Genomic DNA, 15,077 nt, shown 5'->3' with positions numbered 1-15,077 from the left:
AGCAACTAAAATGAAGCTTCCAAATTTCAATTCCAGTATGGTGCGATTAAAAGACTCTGATTTCCAACGCGAACAAGTCCTTAACTTAAATTTCAATTCCAGTATGGTGCGATTAAAAGCATAGCCTAAAGGCGTACGCTTTTTAGCCATATCGTATTTCAATTCCAGTATGGTGCGATTAAAAGCCTTCACCTTAGCCCTGTGGTTATTACCAAATTTGATTTCAATTCCAGTATGGTGCGATTAAAAGTATGTGCTATTCACTGTATGGATCTACCAATTCAAAATTTCAATTCCAGTATGGTGCGATTAAAAGTTGATTTCGCATACTATACAAAACACCTGCGTCATTATTTCAATTCCAGTATGGTGCGATTAAAAGAGGAAATATTTTTAAGCCAAGAGATAGACAATGAGGAATTTCAATTCCAGTATGGTGCGATTAAAAGTATTGAAGTAGGGCAAACAGTTGTATTTGAAAGCGGATTTCAATTCCAGTATGGTGCGATTAAAAGAATCAATTTATGGGCTTCTTGTCCGCCTTTGTTCTTGATTTCAATTCCAGTATGGTGCGATTAAAAGTATCGGCTCTTTTCCTATTAGTTCACCGTAGGTCAAAATTTCAATTCCAGTATGGTGCGATTAAAAGGCGGCAAGGTTGCGTATAGGTGCTGTTGTGTGTCATTTCAATTCCAGTATGGTGCGATTAAAAGATTTATCCTTTTTTAAGGATTGAACCATTTCTTCAATTTCAATTCCAGTATGGTGCGATTAAAAGGAATCTGTGTTAATCATAATTTACTTGTTTAAATTGATTTCAATTCCAGTATGGTGCGATTAAAAGAGGTTAGCGGATTAGATGAGTACCTAGCTATATTCTATTTCAATTCCAGTATGGTGCGATTAAAAGGTGGTAATACAGTAGTTAAATATCCTACTATGGCTAATTTCAATTCCAGTATGGTGCGATTAAAAGTAACCTTATCAAAAAACTTATCCTTTACTTTATAGTATTTCAATTCCAGTATGGTGCGATTAAAAGCTTTAAAATTCCAAATGATTGATGAGGTTTAAGTAAATTTCAATTCCAGTATGGTGCGATTAAAAGAGGGGATAGGATTAACAGAGCTTTATTAGAACACGAATTTCAATTCCAGTATGGTGCGATTAAAAGAAAGTTTACCCTTTACAAAGTCAGGTGCCTTTTCGTATTTCAATTCCAGTATGGTGCGATTAAAAGCACTTAAAATCTATAATGAAAAACCCAATGAACAAATTTCAATTCCAGTATGGTGCGATTAAAAGACAAAAAAAAGACTGCTATTAACAGTCTTAACTAGATTTCAATTCCAGTATGGTGCGATTAAAAGTTAAGCTGTCCTTAGAACTTCAAGAGTTAGAACCAAATTTCAATTCCAGTATGGTGCGATTAAAAGAGTAGTTGCTCTATCAGTATCGAAGAACGTAGCTGGATTTCAATTCCAGTATGGTGCGATTAAAAGGAAAGAGATTTTAGCAAGTTGTTAAAACACAGTATTATTTCAATTCCAGTATGGTGCGATTAAAAGTATGTTTTATTAAGTCTATTCCTTTATTATTTAAGTGATTTCAATTCCAGTATGGTGCGATTAAAAGAAAATAGTCCAGAAGCATCTAAAGAACCGGAAGCAAATTTCAATTCCAGTATGGTGCGATTAAAAGTAAGCTTCATAATAAAGAAGTAAAAACACGTGTTTAATTTCAATTCCAGTATGGTGCGATTAAAAGACCGTAAAACTGAGAATATCCGTGTCTTATGGATTGTATTTCAATTCCAGTATGGTGCGATTAAAAGTTTAGTATAATACGTCTCATTATATTCAATTGCTTTATTTCAATTCCAGTATGGTGCGATTAAAAGTCAAAGCTTCTTTTTTACGGCTTTTAGGAATACGAAATTTCAATTCCAGTATGGTGCGATTAAAAGTGTCTACTCTATTATTTCCGTGCCTAATTCCCCCTTATTTCAATTCCAGTATGGTGCGATTAAAAGGGGGGCTACTTAATATGAAAAACTTCTTTGAACACCATTTCAATTCCAGTATGGTGCGATTAAAAGTGAGGCAATACCCAATGTCCTGTAATCGCTTTTATAATTTCAATTCCAGTATGGTGCGATTAAAAGTCTATGCGGTCGGTCAGCTCCGGGCTTTCTTCCCCATTTCAATTCCAGTATGGTGCGATTAAAAGTAGACGGTAACCCACAAGATCAACGTTTTATTAATTATTTCAATTCCAGTATGGTGCGATTAAAAGTACGCTTCTATTAAATTCATCTATTGCTGTTTCGGTATTTCAATTCCAGTATGGTGCGATTAAAAGAGGTATTAAAATTCAATTGGCTGAGGGTTCTGATTTTATTTCAATTCCAGTATGGTGCGATTAAAAGTTTTGTTTTTTCGGGTAATGCGGATATTATTCCTTTATTTCAATTCCAGTATGGTGCGATTAAAAGTGTCATAGTTTTGCTTGTAAAGCCCAACCAACACAAATTTCAATTCCAGTATGGTGCGATTAAAAGTCATGCCAATACTTCAAAATTGAAGTTTTTCACTTTATTTCAATTCCAGTATGGTGCGATTAAAAGTATTTTTATATTCGAATTCAACTCATCTGTAAGCCCATTTCAATTCCAGTATGGTGCGATTAAAAGGAGTGCTCCAAGCATAATCGCTTACCTTGCCTTCCAATTTCAATTCCAGTATGGTGCGATTAAAAGTAAGTAGGCTTTAACATGCGCAAAAGAATCATCCTTATTTCAATTCCAGTATGGTGCGATTAAAAGCCGTTGAGCTGTTGACAAAAGTAGCTATTTTTTGTGGCTATTAAATGATTGGAGGGTTAAAATTTTATGCTCTAGTTGTCTACCAGCAATAACCGATTTTTATTGGGGTTTCGACAACCTGCTTTAAGCTAGAGGGAGAGTAGATTTTCTGGTTAAAGTCATAAAGTTTTAAATTTAACTAGTTTGTATAATAGATGTTCGACAACTTAAAGTTTTAAAGAAAGGTATCTAGATCATTTTTCTCTTGGCCTATTATTTCCTTCTCCAGCCATCTTTCTTCCCTGCTTTTGAAAATTATTATACTGTCCTGCTCTGTATTCATAAATAATTTGGCTCGGCTCAATAATTCTTTAAGCTTAACTTCAGTAATTTCTCCTTCAAATACTGAATTCTGAATCCAATTTAAATATCCCCTGCAAAGCTTCAACATTTTGCTTACTCGTTTCTTTCCCATATCATAAACTAAAATAACGTACATAGTTTCAAAATTATTTCATAAACAAACCCACAAGGTTTTGGAAACCTTGCGGGTTTACAATCTGTGCTACCACCAAATTTTAAAAGGCTTATAAGTTTCAATCCCTAGCAAATGCTTACTCAATTTATAACATTCCAATTTTACCAAATGCTTATAGCTCACACTTTTATTTAATGTCCTATGCTTTATGGTTTCATTAAGTCGCTCCTCAAATGCCCTAATAAAAGCTTTCTTCCCCGACTCCTTCAATACTACCTTATTCACATGGAAATCAAAATCTTTTGATTGCACTTCCCTTTTATTTAGAATACGAAAAATTGTTCTGTCCACCAAAATTGGCTTGAAAATTTCAGCTAAATCCAATGCCAATGAATATCGTCTAAAGCCAGGTTCATGTAAAAAACTGATGGTAGGATTTAGTTGGGTATGATAGATTTGATCCAAACAAAGGGTGTAACACATCATATTTCCAAATGAAATAAGTGCGTTAATTTCATTCATCGGAGGCTGTTTACTTCTTCCCTCCATAGCATGATCTTTAACAATAATGTTAAAAGAATCATAATAAATCTGCCTGATATTGCCTTCTATTCCCATTAGGTTAGGAATTTCGGTAGTATTTTCAATTTGCTGACTTAATTCCAGAATACGTTCAAGATGATCATTTACCTCTCGGTCTCTGTTAAGATAATATCTAAGGTTTTTAGTGATATTAAAAGATGCCCCCTCTATAAATCTTTTGGCAATTAATTGTCGCTTATAGGTGTCTAAATAATGGGAAGTTTGTTCAATTTGCATTTTGCCAGCCAATAAATATTCCTTGGGCTGAAAACTACCAGTATAATGCTCGTAATAATCAAAAAAGTGGACACTTATTCCTTGTTTGCCCAAGAAATTGTACATCGCACTGTTGGTATCCAAGGAACCAAAACAATATAAATCTGAAACACCCTCTACGGGAATATATTTGGGCTTATCTTCTTTTCCATTTTCATCTACAGGCGTGAACTTTAAGGTGTTGTCTTTGCGGCTCAAACGACCTGGGTTAAATAAGTAGTAGGTTTTCTTCATTGACAGAATTTTATGTGTACCTCTTATTCCGTTAGCTCACCGGAATAGCAAAAATCATAATAGCTGCATTTTTTACATATTTTTAATTTCACTAATGGCGGACATTCGTTTTGATGCATAATTTCTTCTACTCCTTTTATCCATTCTTCTACTTCCGATTTGTCTTCCTCCTGCCATTCCACAATTTCTTTTTGCCTCATTTTAGGATATTCAATTATAGCTGAAGCATCCGGTATCCCATTTTTAGCCAGTATATACAGGTAATACTTTACCTGAGCTATGTGAGCTTTTTCTACCTTGTCGGATTTCTTTACTTCATGTACTACTTTATTTTTTGAATCGTAAAAATCTATTTTAATGCCGTCAATGGCTAGTTCAGTATATTTTTGAGCTCTTTCGGCATAAGAAGTTTCTCCTATCAACTTTCCTTCTGCCACTACCTGAGAAGTATGCTCCATTTGTATGCCATGAGCAAATAGCCATAGCTTTCGATGGCAGGTGTGGTAATAGGCGATATGGGTACCTGTGATGGGCATTTTTTTCTTTTAAACCCGCAAGGTTTTGGAAACCTTGCGGGTTTTTGGGGTAATCATATGAATTTCATTCTCTTTCTAGTTGATTTTCGTAGTCGAATGCTTTCATTAGCGCTACAAGCGTTTTTTCTGCTGACTCCAATGCATCAACTTTTTCGCTTTTGGTATGAATATATGCCCCTGCTTGAAGTGTCACAAAAGTATCTACGCCATTAATACTTTCATCAACAATTGGATCAGCCTTTCTTGAATCTTCTTCAGAAAGCTTAGCTCGAATACTCCCTGCTATTAAATTGGCATTATCACTAATGGAAAGAGCTAGAGTATCCATTAAACTGAAGGTGCGTGATTGGTTAGAGGTAATTCTCCAGTTGATGATTGCTTTAGCCAAACCAGGAATCCATTTTTCACGCAAAGCCTTTGGTGCTACTAAACATTTACCAAACACATTTTCTGATTCAATCCAACCCTCTACTTTTAGCTTTTCTATTGTCTCATCGGACATTTCAGGCTCTAATTGATTGATGCTTACAGAAAAAAGACGTCTGAGATCAATTGCAACATCAAAAACGAAAAGCCCAGTTGCTCTGCTGTTGTTTGGTATCCATTTACGACTTATGCTTCTATCTTTCTCTTCAAGTAAAGAAACTATTTCTTCCTCGTTGAGCTGATTGCCTTTTTCATCTCTAATTATTACTTTATTATTTGGTCTATCACTTCTATCAAAAGAAGCATTTTCACTATCTAATCCTGCAAGTAATGGATGCAATGCTCTCATAGCTGAAATTGATAAAGGACTTCTTCTTTTTAAAGTTCTCTCTTTACCTCCCTTAGAAGCTTTCATCCATCCCCCAAATAACTGATCTGCATAGGTTGGATCGCAAGTTGCATAAACCTCTCCTTCCTTCAATTCTTTCTGTTTGGTAACATCAAATAGGAAAGTGGTGGGAGAAGGAATTTGATTGATAGTTTCACAAAGTGCATCAACCAAAGATCGTTTAACTTGTTGACCACTTGAATATGGAATCCTTCTTCCAAATTGGCTGTCAAAATAATATTTTTGCCCATCTGAAACATTGAAAACTGTATGCTCGGCTCTTTTTAATGTTCTTATATATATTGTGTTCATAATAATATTTTTAATTGTTCTTTTTGATAATAATTCTACTTAAAATGCTTGGAAAGAATATTAAGATTGTTTTTCGACAAAAGCATAGTCAAATTTGAGTAAAGTACAGAAATAACCATACTCTTCATTTGTCATTAGGTGCACTTCGTCTTTAAGCTGTTTAATATTGATAAGGTTTTCTCCGTCCAAATCCTTAATCATCTTAGTGAGTGCTTCTATAAATCCTTTTTTTGAAGGAGAAGCAAACAATTCCTTTTCAATGAGGGTTTTTCGATCTAATTTTGTGCCCCCTGCTCTATACTTTTGGATTATTTTGGCTAAATCCATAGTATAATCTGTGATTTCTTCTTTGTTTTTTGTTAACATAGCTACTAACCAGGTTTTATATGCTTGATAATTGATTAATTCTTCTTCTTTTTTAAAGGATAGATTTTTATCTTCCTTCATATATTTTTTAAGACCTTCGGGTCTTAATGCTTGCAATCCAATACTGCCTAATTCACAAGCTCTTTTGATATGCATACCAAATAGGCTTTCGAATATATTTTTATCTACTTTTTGCCCCCCGAACAGTTGTTGATAAATCTCCCAAAGTTTTTTACCAGACTTTAGTTGAAATGGAATGAAACCAATGGTTTTATTGGTTTGTCCAAATCCATAAACATAGCCCATCATTTCTTTATCTGGAAATGCTAGTGATAGACTGAAAAACAATCGAGACCAGTTTACAGTATTTACCTCCGCCAAGGATGTTTCTACCTTAAAAACCTTATAATCAGTAAGCATTGAAAAATCAAAATCTTCTCTGTAATCCTTTGAGTTGAATGAATAAGTTAACCACTGACCATTCCATGTATTGATTTGGTTTCCTCTTAATTTTTGCAATACGGGATCATTTAAATAGTCACGATATATTTTCCACCCTTCATAAGTTTGTAATGTAATGACAGGATCATCAAAAAGAATAGTAAATCCTCCTGCTACACCTATTCCTAGACTGCTACCAATCCATGAAAGAAAAACTTCTTCTTCATTCACAGGAATTAGCACTTCACTTACTAAACCTGAGGTACTGGCAAATTCTTTCGATTCAGAGGCAGGAAATCCTATAGCAAAGCTTGCATCAGGAATCTCATTCTCCGCCTTCTCAAATAAATTTTCCAATTTTTCCTTTCTGTCAATTTCTGTCAATAGATGAGGCTTTTGTCCCTTCTTCATTTGAACAAAAGGAGAGTTTGTTACCCATTGGAGATATTTAGGATGGTTGTAGAACAATTCCCAATATTCCTCTTCAAAAAATTCTTTTGGAGAAAGTTGTTTATTGTACTTCTCATTGTACGCCTTCAAAAAGGTTTTCCCAATTACTGATGGTATCATAGTAGTTGATTGTTTACGTCAAAATTCTTTTCTGAAATCTTTCTTACATCTAATCCTGAATGGTATTCATAAGCTTTGTCTGGGATAACAAAAGGTTTATTTCCTTTTTGGGCTTGATTAAAATTGCGTACAGCATAATATCTAATAGGTATTTCTAACTCCAACCTTCTCTCAAAATAGGAGTTTTCATATTCCTCTAAATCACCCTCACAAATGCAGGAAACAGAATCAATTTCTAACAATTCAAAAAGTATTGATTTACTTCTGTGCGTTAACTGATCAATAGAAATCTTTCCATCTGCTTTAAATACAGCATGCTCTTCTATATTTAGAAAATCTATAGTAGGAAATACATAATCGATTTTCACCTGTAATTCTCTTTCCTTCAATACTTGTTTGTCAGGCAAAATTTCAAATGATCTTTTTAAAACCTCTACATCGTAAGGCAGAGCGTCATTTTTATTCTCTGGTGGCGGAATCACGTAAATAGGCTTATTTTTGCCAATTGTAGCGGCTGTTCTTTTCCTGTTTACTCTGCCAAAGCGCTGAATAAGTGAATCGATTGGTGCAGTTTCAGTAATCATTAAATCAAAGCTAATATCCAGACTAACTTCAACAATTTGAGTTGATACTACTATACAAGCTTTGGATGAGGTATTGAATTCCTCAAGAGAATTTCCTTCTTCATCTAACCCCATTAATACTTTTTCCTTTTCATTGCGATCTCCACGTTTGAATCTACTATGAAGTAGTAAAATAGGAACATCCGGATATTCATTTTTTAATGACAAATAAGCTTCCTGTGCTCTTGCTACTCTATTAAATACAATTAGTGTCTTTTCATTTTTTACAATAGCTTGATCAATTCGTTCAGTAGCATCATTGAATGATTTAATTTTATGAATTTCATGTCGATCAAATTGATCCATCTCTTCATCACTTAACTTGATCTCTAAAACATCATCCCCCAACACTTCCAAAATTTTGGCATATAATTCAGTAGGCATAGTGGCAGTTCCGATATGGATGCCACAATCAAGTTGATTTAATATTTGTACCAACTTTAATACGATAGCCTGTGAAACACCTGTATAGGTGTGAATCTCATCCAGAATAATATCACAGCCTTTTAAATCCAATAGCAATGCTTCAAACCCTCTCATTCCAAAGGCAATTGAAGCTAACTGGTGCGGTGTTAATATTTTAATAGATGAACCAAAAAGTGATTGCAGTGCAGTTTCTTCCTCAGCTCCTTTCCTTTTAACTACCATTGAAGCCGAGTGCAATACACGGATATCCAGATCAGGATTAGTTGGTTCTAAATCTTGTGCAAGACGCTTAAACATTGCATTGATGGAAGCTTGAAAAGGAAGTGTGTAAAAAACTCTTCCTTTCGTTCTTTTAAACAGAAAGTCTGTTTTGCCCGCTCCTGTACTAGCAACCACAATAGTGTGTTTTTTGGGAGAATTGGTATCTTTTAACGATAAAGGATATAGCTTATGCGTTCTGTTGAAGAAAGCCAGATTAGGAACTTTGAAAGCCTTTTCTAATTTATTTTGTGTTTCATCAATCAAAGCTGATGCATAATGGTCAGCGCCCATGAGTAAACCCCTCCATTCTGAAAATCCTCTCTCTATTGATTTTTTCTGACAATAACTTACTGCAATGAATAAGTTTTCTCTTGCCACATCTTCTGAGAAAGGCTCGCAACTGATTCGTAAATCATTTAGTAGTTCAAATGCAGCAGGACTCCATTCTTTCCATTTACCTATGTGATAATCTTCATAATCATAGCCGTCCTCCAAATCCAGCAACCCTTTATCACCTGCATCATTCTTTATAGATTTATGATGTCCTGCAACCATTTCTATTAATTGAGCTTGCTGATCAATTGGAAATGCAGAAAGAAATAGTAAGGAGCTTATTTCATGCCTGAAAACCTTTGAGCTTCTACTTAATGATGTCAACCTTTTTTGAAATTCAGTATGTGCCTTGCCAATATCATGAAGAATAGCTCCATTGTAAGCCAATACTTCATCCATTTTCAGATAGGAGGCAAATGCCTTAGCTGCATAAGAGACATGGAGCAAATGATCTTTGAGTGTAGTCCATTCAGGTCCTGATTTTGCTAGGAGTCTATTCATTATACGGCATTTACAGGTTGTCCAACTACGCGTATCCATCCATACATTGGTTCATTACTTACTCTATGGTAGCCCACTAAAAAAGATTTCTCATTTTTCTCAAATACAAGCTCAAATCCGGTATATTTTTCATCATTTGTTTCAAACTCTTCTTTTGTACTCTCAGAAACTAATTCAGGGAATAACAAGTCTTCATTTCGACACAGGCAAACATGTTGTTTTGCAGTATTTATTGCATCTTCTTTATTCAAAAATGCAAGGTGAAGAATTGGGTTTTGAAGTACTCCTCTAATTAAAATAGCCTTGGGACGGTCAAAAAGAAACTCCTTGCCTTTTTTTGTAGAGTTCCAACCACGGGTTTGAATAACTTCTTGTTGTCCAGATACTTGATCATAAGAAATGCGATGCCCTGCGATTTTATTAATGCCCGAAATGCTTAGTGTTTCAGGAAACAATTTCTTTTCAATCCCCTCAACAATAGAAGGGGTCAAAAATTGCTGACTGAAAGTTTCACTATCCCGTACTGCCGTCCATGGTTTGATAAAACCAAATGGACCTGAATATTTAACTACATAATAGTTCATAATTTCTATGTTTTAAACCCGCAAGGTTTTCAAAACCTTGGGGTTTGTTTAATTTCTATTTTAAAGCACCAAATCCTATCCCTGTTGAATTCCCAATCCCAACATTCCATGCAAATGCCAATTGTTCCTGACTCCCTTCTATAATGACCGGACACATACTTGCCCTACAATCAATCCCGTTAAAAGAGATTTTCTTTGTTTTAGGATTTTGATAATTAGGATCAAAATATACCTTTAACCCTTCTTGATTAAGACCAGCTTTTTTTAGTTTACTTTTTAATGTTGAAGTCATTAGGTCTCCACTTTCTTTATCTGAAAAGAGATAAAATTTTGTTCTTTCTCCTTCTTGTCTTTTAATAAAAACTGGGCTAGTGAGTATAAATCTTTGTTTCGTTTCAAATTGTGGCTCTTGGCAAATAGTCACTCCTTCTACTTTCATTCCAAAATTGATTTCAGGGTCATCTTGAATATTTTGGATCAACTTTTTAAGCAACCCCACATCATAAGTGCTAATCGCCCATTCTGCACCATTTTTAAAATCAAGTCCATCTTCAACTCTCTGACCTCCCTGTAACCAGGATAATGAGTAAAGTGAAACATCATCATGTAAATCATTTTTACCAAGCCATTTATGGAAAGCTCCAACCAAATATTTTTGGTAATCAAATGGCACCGAGCTTGTGTTAGCTGAAATTCTTAGTATTAATCTCATAATTTTAATCCCATCCAAACCCGCAAGGTTTTCAAAACCTTGCGGGTTTTCCTATTAGGGTTTTTCTTTTAAATATTTACAATTCTATTTCAAAATCTACCTTAGGTTTCCATTGATGGAATTTTTCAAAATCATTTTTTCCTCCAAACCATTGCAATACATTTTCCCTTTCTAACCTTGTCTTTTTCTCACTTAAAAATGCATGGTAGCTGCTATATTTCCAGTCATTTAAGTCCCTCACAAATCCATGGTGAACAGGGTTATAATGGATATAGTGAATTAAATGAGTGAAATAGTTTTCATCTTTTATTTTCTTCCTTTGAATATTATCCAAGAACAAACTCCCTTTTCTTTCGAACATCTTATTAAATGCTTTGGCATAGGCATTTAGCAAATTGCTGAAGTTTCTGCTTATCAGACCCGCAAGGTTTTCGAAACCTTGCGGGTTTTTTGACAGCTTATCCTTGAAATGCTCAGTCAATTTGCTTTCCTCTTTGATGTAAAGCGCAAAATGAAAATGATTGGGCATCAGACAATAGGCGAAAGTATCCGCTATGGGAGATATGTACTGATTAAATTTCATCAAAAAGTAATGATAATTTCCTTCGCTTCGAAATATGTTTTCATCCCCATTTCCATGATTATAAACATGGTATAAATTATCCGGTAAAAAAGGTTCTCTCTTATTTGCCATTCTTATTTAGTTTATTTTTAAACTTGTAAGATTTTTATACATAAACCTTGCGGGATTAGCTGTTATTCAAACAGTACTCATGAAATAATATTAATGCTACTTTAAAATAACTGAAACCCGCAAGGTTTTTGAAGCCTTTGCTATTTCCATCCTAGACCCGCAAGGTTTATCAAACCTTGCGGGTCTTTATAAAAAATCTATTTCACCTCCACACACCCAAAACCCTGACTGTTCAAATGCCCAATGCCAGCATAATAGCCAATTTCGTGTAACTCTGGCGGTGCAGTGAGTTCAAATTCGTACATATAAGCAATCATATGAGTGGCAGCACTAGTATGTTGTTTAATTAATACCCCATTTTTATATACTTTTCCGTTTAGCTGAAAATCAATCTGAGGTGTTTGGTGTCCTAAGTTTAATTCATCGGCATTTAAGGCGAAAGCTTGTGCCTTGCTGCATAAATTGTAAGCTAAGATTTCAGCATAATCTTTATCTTTTGGTTGTAAATAATTTTCGCCACCATCTGCCCGCTTTTGTTTTATTAAAATAGGGGAGAGGCATCTATACCTCATTTTCTCCTGAAAAACTGGACGTTCACAGCTTTCAATTCCACTTACTTCATAATGAATTTGTGTGATTTTATCTCCCAGTTGAAGCTGCTGATTCATAAATAACCCTTTTATAAATTCCTCAGCTGCTCTGTCCACTAAAAAGCTTATATAGAAACTAGCGAATTGCCCTTGGTGCTCTATCCGTTTTTCATCTCCATACACTTTATATTTATCAAAACTTAATCGTGAGAAATTGAATAACCGAAATGCTTTTCCAGCAACAGTATAGCCGTTATTATGTAGATATTGAGCAAAATCAGTATCAGCCCGATCTATAATTTTATAAATTAATGAGGAAAGCTCATACTGATAATTTATCGGTAAAAATTTACCACTTCCGCTTCTATTAAGGTTAATCTTAAATCGCATAATTTTAATTTATCTGTAAATTTTATAAAGATCATTGACAATTAGCGTCATACCCACTTTTCTACTGCTCTTTTTTCTTTCATATAGTTTAATAATTTATCGTCTTTCACTTTTTTGATTTCACCAGGAAGTCCCAAAATAAACCTTCCTATTCCTTCATTAGCTCTGATTGGACCATGGAAAAAATAGTTATCATTTTCATGATGAAGATAATCTACAGTTGCCGGAAATTCTTCTCGCATTAAATGATAGGCTCTCATACTTAAATGGAGTTCTATCCATCTTTCATGATCACCAGACATGCCAAATAAATCTACTAAAGGTTTTTGATAATGGGAATGGTGTTGGGTTTTAGTCTTTAGAATGATGACATCCGCCATTCGCTCCAGTTTGAATATTTTAGATTGTTTACTTTCAATTTCGAAGCCTAAAAGACTTCGGTAATCTGGTTTTATTTCTATGATTTCCAATAAACGGTCTTTAATTTCACCACTTTCTGCTGAATGATAATTTTTAATCAAAACCTGGTTGTTATCTTCTAAAGCATGTTTGCATTTTTCGGCTAATTGCTGCAGTCGGGCTTTCATCAATATTTCCTTAACAGCAGGGAGCTCACTATCCTGAAAGAGCTTAAGCAAAATGCTATTCATGGTGGGGTGTTCTTTTAGTGCTCCAGCCCACTGCCTGATGTATTCCAATTCCTCAGGACTAAATTTTGGATGTAATCTCGATTCTAGATTTTCATGTAGAAAATACTGATCTTCAAAATCTTTATCTAACAAAAACCCGGCTTCTTCCAGTGTGTCAAAAGCTCGATAGACACTTCTTGAGGTAACTTCTAAAAATGCTGCCAGTTTTTTTACAGTATATTTTCTTCCAGAAGATAGAAGGCTAATTAAGCGTAATAGTTTAAGGAAGCGGGGTTGTTGGCTCATTTGGTTGCAATTGAAATATATGTAAGGTAACCGATAATTTTATAGGAAAGGAATTGTTTTCGATAAAAGTAGGATTATTAAGGATAGAAGATATGCTTTTTACAATAGTTTGGTTTATTACAAACTGTAAACCTCAGTTTCCTCATTCCAATGCTCTCAAATTCATTATATGACTCGAGTCATGGCATGAATAGCAATGAATTAATAGAGGGACTTAATCGTATTCCAGATTTAAATTATAGGATTTTGACTTGAGAAATCTCTGTCCTAATTAGTACACTGTCCAAATTTTGAATTGTTTGTGGATAAAACTTGTTTTTTTTGTTTAAATAAATAACCAATAAGATGATAACTAATAATTGAAATCGAGTCAGGTTTGATTGATAAGATTATGGAAAGAGGAACAATTAGAACTAAAAAAGCTGCAGTTCAACAAGCACTAGAAAATTACCTGAAAAAAATTAAAAGAGATGAATTAGCTGCTTTGGCAGGTAAAGTGACTTGGGAAGGCGATTTAAATAAAATGAGAGCAGATTAAAATGGTAATAATTAGCCCTAGCATTTGGATTATTTTCTTAATGGGACTGATTTAGAAACCAAAAATAAAGTTCTTAAGTTACTCGAAGAAGATAAGGTATGTATTTGTCCACCAATTTATCAGGAGATTCTGCAAGGCGTAAAACACCAAATGGATTTAAATAGATTAAAAGATTTGTTAAATGGATTGATAAAACTTCTATTTGACCCTTTTCAAGTCTCGCTAAAAGCCGCTGAATTATATTTTAATGTAAGAAAAGAAGGAATAACGGTCAGAAAAAGTTACGATTGTTTAATTGCCGCCTATGCTTTAAATGCAGATGTTTACCTTTTTCATCGAGATAAAGATTTTAAAGCAATTTCTTAAGGAACCACCCTTTAACGGTTCTAATTGATTGGTTGGTTAAAGTAATGATACTTTCAAAGCAGGTTTTAGGATAAATAAAAAATCCTCATCTCATAACAGTTTATGTTAAGGTGAGGATTTACTACATATGAATTCAATGCAGACTTAAAGCCTGCACGCAGGTTTATATTTGTTGAATTTTAATTTCTTTTTTACTGCTAGTGCTGTTTTTACCTATCGGTACAAAAATTTCCAAACGACTATCATGGTGAACTGCATCAACATCATCCGTATCTGCAAAAATTGGTAAATCCACTTTTCTATAAAATAATGGGATCATAACTCCAAATTTCTCTGACGGATGATTTATAGTCGCAAAGATTTGTAATGAACTACGGTCAGAAATAACTTTCAATTGTTCTGCTGCAATTCCTGGTGCCTGAACTATAATAGAGAATCCATCTTCTAGATGTTCAATTTTAAAATCTATTTTTGCAACTCCACCCGCCAAAGTGTTTAATTGGTCGCCTTGAAAAAGTAGATTTCTTAATACGTCTTTGTTTTTTAGTAAATTCATAATTTTTGAATTTTATAATCTATCAACTGTGGTCAAAACTTATTCCAAAGTAGATTGTTTAATTTATTAAGCCATTATGGCGTAGTGGACAAGGTTGTACTGACAATTATTCCGTTTTATTCTTGAATTTTGTCTATACAGAGACATATTAAAACT

At 34.2% G+C, this 15,077-nt stretch carries 14 protein-coding genes and 1 CRISPR repeat array (1 of these 15 only partly in view); of the genes, 2 read left to right on the top strand and 12 right to left on the bottom strand.

The features are described from left to right. A CRISPR array of direct repeats spans positions 1 to 2,824; the repeat unit is 30 nt; unit sequence ATTTCAATTCCAGTATGGTGCGATTAAAAG; it reaches 2,874 nt to the left of the window's first position. A 214-nt stretch (positions 2,825 to 3,038) separates the two neighbouring features. The 11 genes from cas2 to VFM92_RS16090 form a co-directional block, all read right to left on the bottom strand. Further along, positions 3,039 to 3,302, bottom strand: a complete 264-nt coding sequence (gene cas2, locus VFM92_RS16140) for a CRISPR-associated endonuclease Cas2 (RefSeq protein WP_325123265.1) — start codon at positions 3,300 to 3,302, stop codon at positions 3,039 to 3,041. Between the two features lie 66 nt (positions 3,303 to 3,368). Beyond that, the gene (cas1b, locus tag VFM92_RS16135; RefSeq protein ID WP_325123264.1) at positions 3,369 to 4,373 is read right to left on the bottom strand and encodes a type I-B CRISPR-associated endonuclease Cas1b; all 1,005 of its coding nucleotides are present in this window, start codon (positions 4,371 to 4,373) and stop codon (positions 3,369 to 3,371) included. Positions 4,374 to 4,396: 23 nt separating this feature from the next. Further along, positions 4,397 to 4,909, bottom strand: coding sequence for a CRISPR-associated protein Cas4 (gene cas4 / locus VFM92_RS16130; RefSeq protein ID WP_325123263.1), 513 nt, complete (start codon positions 4,907 to 4,909; stop codon positions 4,397 to 4,399). 64 nt (positions 4,910 to 4,973) lie between these two features. After that, on the bottom strand, positions 4,974 to 6,035 hold the full coding sequence (locus VFM92_RS16125; RefSeq protein WP_325123262.1) for a CRISPR-associated protein Cas7: 1,062 nt from the start codon (positions 6,033 to 6,035) through the stop codon (positions 4,974 to 4,976). Positions 6,036 to 6,095: 60 nt separating this feature from the next. Then, positions 6,096 to 7,412 carry a hypothetical protein gene (locus tag VFM92_RS16120; protein ID WP_325123261.1) on the bottom strand — a complete coding sequence of 439 codons (1,317 nt, stop codon included), beginning with the start codon at positions 7,410 to 7,412 and terminating at the stop codon, positions 6,096 to 6,098. Further along, positions 7,409 to 9,556: a CRISPR-associated helicase Cas3' gene (cas3, locus tag VFM92_RS16115; RefSeq protein WP_325123260.1), complete on the bottom strand. Its 2,148-nt coding sequence runs from the start codon at positions 9,554 to 9,556 to the stop codon at positions 7,409 to 7,411. The genes VFM92_RS16120 and cas3 overlap by 4 nt, the downstream gene beginning before the upstream one ends. Continuing rightward, on the bottom strand, positions 9,556 to 10,140 hold the full coding sequence (locus VFM92_RS16110) for a hypothetical protein (RefSeq protein ID WP_325123259.1): 585 nt from the start codon (positions 10,138 to 10,140) through the stop codon (positions 9,556 to 9,558). The genes cas3 and VFM92_RS16110 overlap by 1 nt, the downstream gene beginning before the upstream one ends. A gap of 55 nt (positions 10,141 to 10,195) precedes the next feature. Further along, positions 10,196 to 10,852, bottom strand: coding sequence for a CRISPR-associated endoribonuclease Cas6 (gene cas6, locus VFM92_RS16105; RefSeq protein ID WP_325123258.1), 657 nt, complete (start codon positions 10,850 to 10,852; stop codon positions 10,196 to 10,198). A gap of 76 nt (positions 10,853 to 10,928) precedes the next feature. Then, positions 10,929 to 11,546, bottom strand: a complete 618-nt coding sequence (locus VFM92_RS16100; protein ID WP_325123257.1) for a hypothetical protein — start codon at positions 11,544 to 11,546, stop codon at positions 10,929 to 10,931. Between the two features lie 197 nt (positions 11,547 to 11,743). Further along, the gene (gene cas6 / locus VFM92_RS16095) at positions 11,744 to 12,526 is read right to left on the bottom strand and encodes a CRISPR-associated endoribonuclease Cas6 (protein ID WP_325123256.1); all 783 of its coding nucleotides are present in this window, start codon (positions 12,524 to 12,526) and stop codon (positions 11,744 to 11,746) included. 47 nt (positions 12,527 to 12,573) lie between these two features. Further along, positions 12,574 to 13,461, bottom strand: a complete 888-nt coding sequence (locus VFM92_RS16090) for a helix-turn-helix transcriptional regulator (RefSeq protein WP_325123255.1) — start codon at positions 13,459 to 13,461, stop codon at positions 12,574 to 12,576. A 355-nt stretch (positions 13,462 to 13,816) separates the two neighbouring features. On the opposite strand from VFM92_RS16090, the gene VFM92_RS16085 reads away from it, so the two are divergent. Further along, a complete protein-coding gene (locus tag VFM92_RS16085; protein WP_325123282.1) occupies positions 13,817 to 13,999 on the top strand; it encodes a type II toxin-antitoxin system VapB family antitoxin in 183 nt (60 codons plus the stop codon). A gap of 24 nt (positions 14,000 to 14,023) precedes the next feature. Beyond that, entirely contained in the window at positions 14,024 to 14,365 is a 342-nt protein-coding gene (gene vapC, locus VFM92_RS16080) for a type II toxin-antitoxin system VapC family toxin (RefSeq protein WP_325123254.1), read from the top strand. A 163-nt stretch (positions 14,366 to 14,528) separates the two neighbouring features. On the opposite strand, the gene VFM92_RS16075 is transcribed toward vapC, so the two are convergent. Further along, positions 14,529 to 14,921, bottom strand: a complete 393-nt coding sequence (locus VFM92_RS16075) for an Hsp20/alpha crystallin family protein (RefSeq protein ID WP_325123253.1) — start codon at positions 14,919 to 14,921, stop codon at positions 14,529 to 14,531. Between the last annotated feature and the right edge of the window lie 156 nt (positions 14,922 to 15,077).

This window comes from Marivirga sp. (assembly GCF_035704835.1).
Classification (GTDB): domain Bacteria; phylum Bacteroidota; class Bacteroidia; order Cytophagales; family Cyclobacteriaceae; genus Marivirga.
The sequence above is the reverse complement of the archived record's forward strand: the minus strand, read 5'-3'. Positions and strand labels throughout refer to the sequence as shown.

What these genes read in the sequence shown, in the direction of transcription:
- cas2 (WP_325123265.1), bottom strand. Translation starts at nt 3,302, where the DNA reads ATGTACGTTATTTTAGTTTATGATATGGGAAAGAAACGAGTAAGCAAA.
- cas1b (WP_325123264.1), bottom strand. Translation starts at nt 4,373, where the DNA reads ATGAAGAAAACCTACTACTTATTTAACCCAGGTCGTTTGAGCCGCAAA.
- cas4 (WP_325123263.1), bottom strand. Translation starts at nt 4,909, where the DNA reads ATGCCCATCACAGGTACCCATATCGCCTATTACCACACCTGCCATCGA.
- VFM92_RS16125 (WP_325123262.1), bottom strand. Translation starts at nt 6,035, where the DNA reads ATGAACACAATATATATAAGAACATTAAAAAGAGCCGAGCATACAGTT.
- VFM92_RS16120 (WP_325123261.1), bottom strand. Translation starts at nt 7,412, where the DNA reads ATGATACCATCAGTAATTGGGAAAACCTTTTTGAAGGCGTACAATGAG.
- cas3 (WP_325123260.1), bottom strand. Translation starts at nt 9,556, where the DNA reads ATGAATAGACTCCTAGCAAAATCAGGACCTGAATGGACTACACTCAAA.
- VFM92_RS16110 (WP_325123259.1), bottom strand. Translation starts at nt 10,140, where the DNA reads ATGAACTATTATGTAGTTAAATATTCAGGTCCATTTGGTTTTATCAAA.
- cas6 (WP_325123258.1), bottom strand. Translation starts at nt 10,852, where the DNA reads ATGAGATTAATACTAAGAATTTCAGCTAACACAAGCTCGGTGCCATTT.
- VFM92_RS16100 (WP_325123257.1), bottom strand. Translation starts at nt 11,546, where the DNA reads ATGGCAAATAAGAGAGAACCTTTTTTACCGGATAATTTATACCATGTT.
- cas6 (WP_325123256.1), bottom strand. Translation starts at nt 12,526, where the DNA reads ATGCGATTTAAGATTAACCTTAATAGAAGCGGAAGTGGTAAATTTTTA.
- VFM92_RS16090 (WP_325123255.1), bottom strand. Translation starts at nt 13,461, where the DNA reads ATGAGCCAACAACCCCGCTTCCTTAAACTATTACGCTTAATTAGCCTT.
- VFM92_RS16075 (WP_325123253.1), bottom strand. Translation starts at nt 14,921, where the DNA reads ATGAATTTACTAAAAAACAAAGACGTATTAAGAAATCTACTTTTTCAA.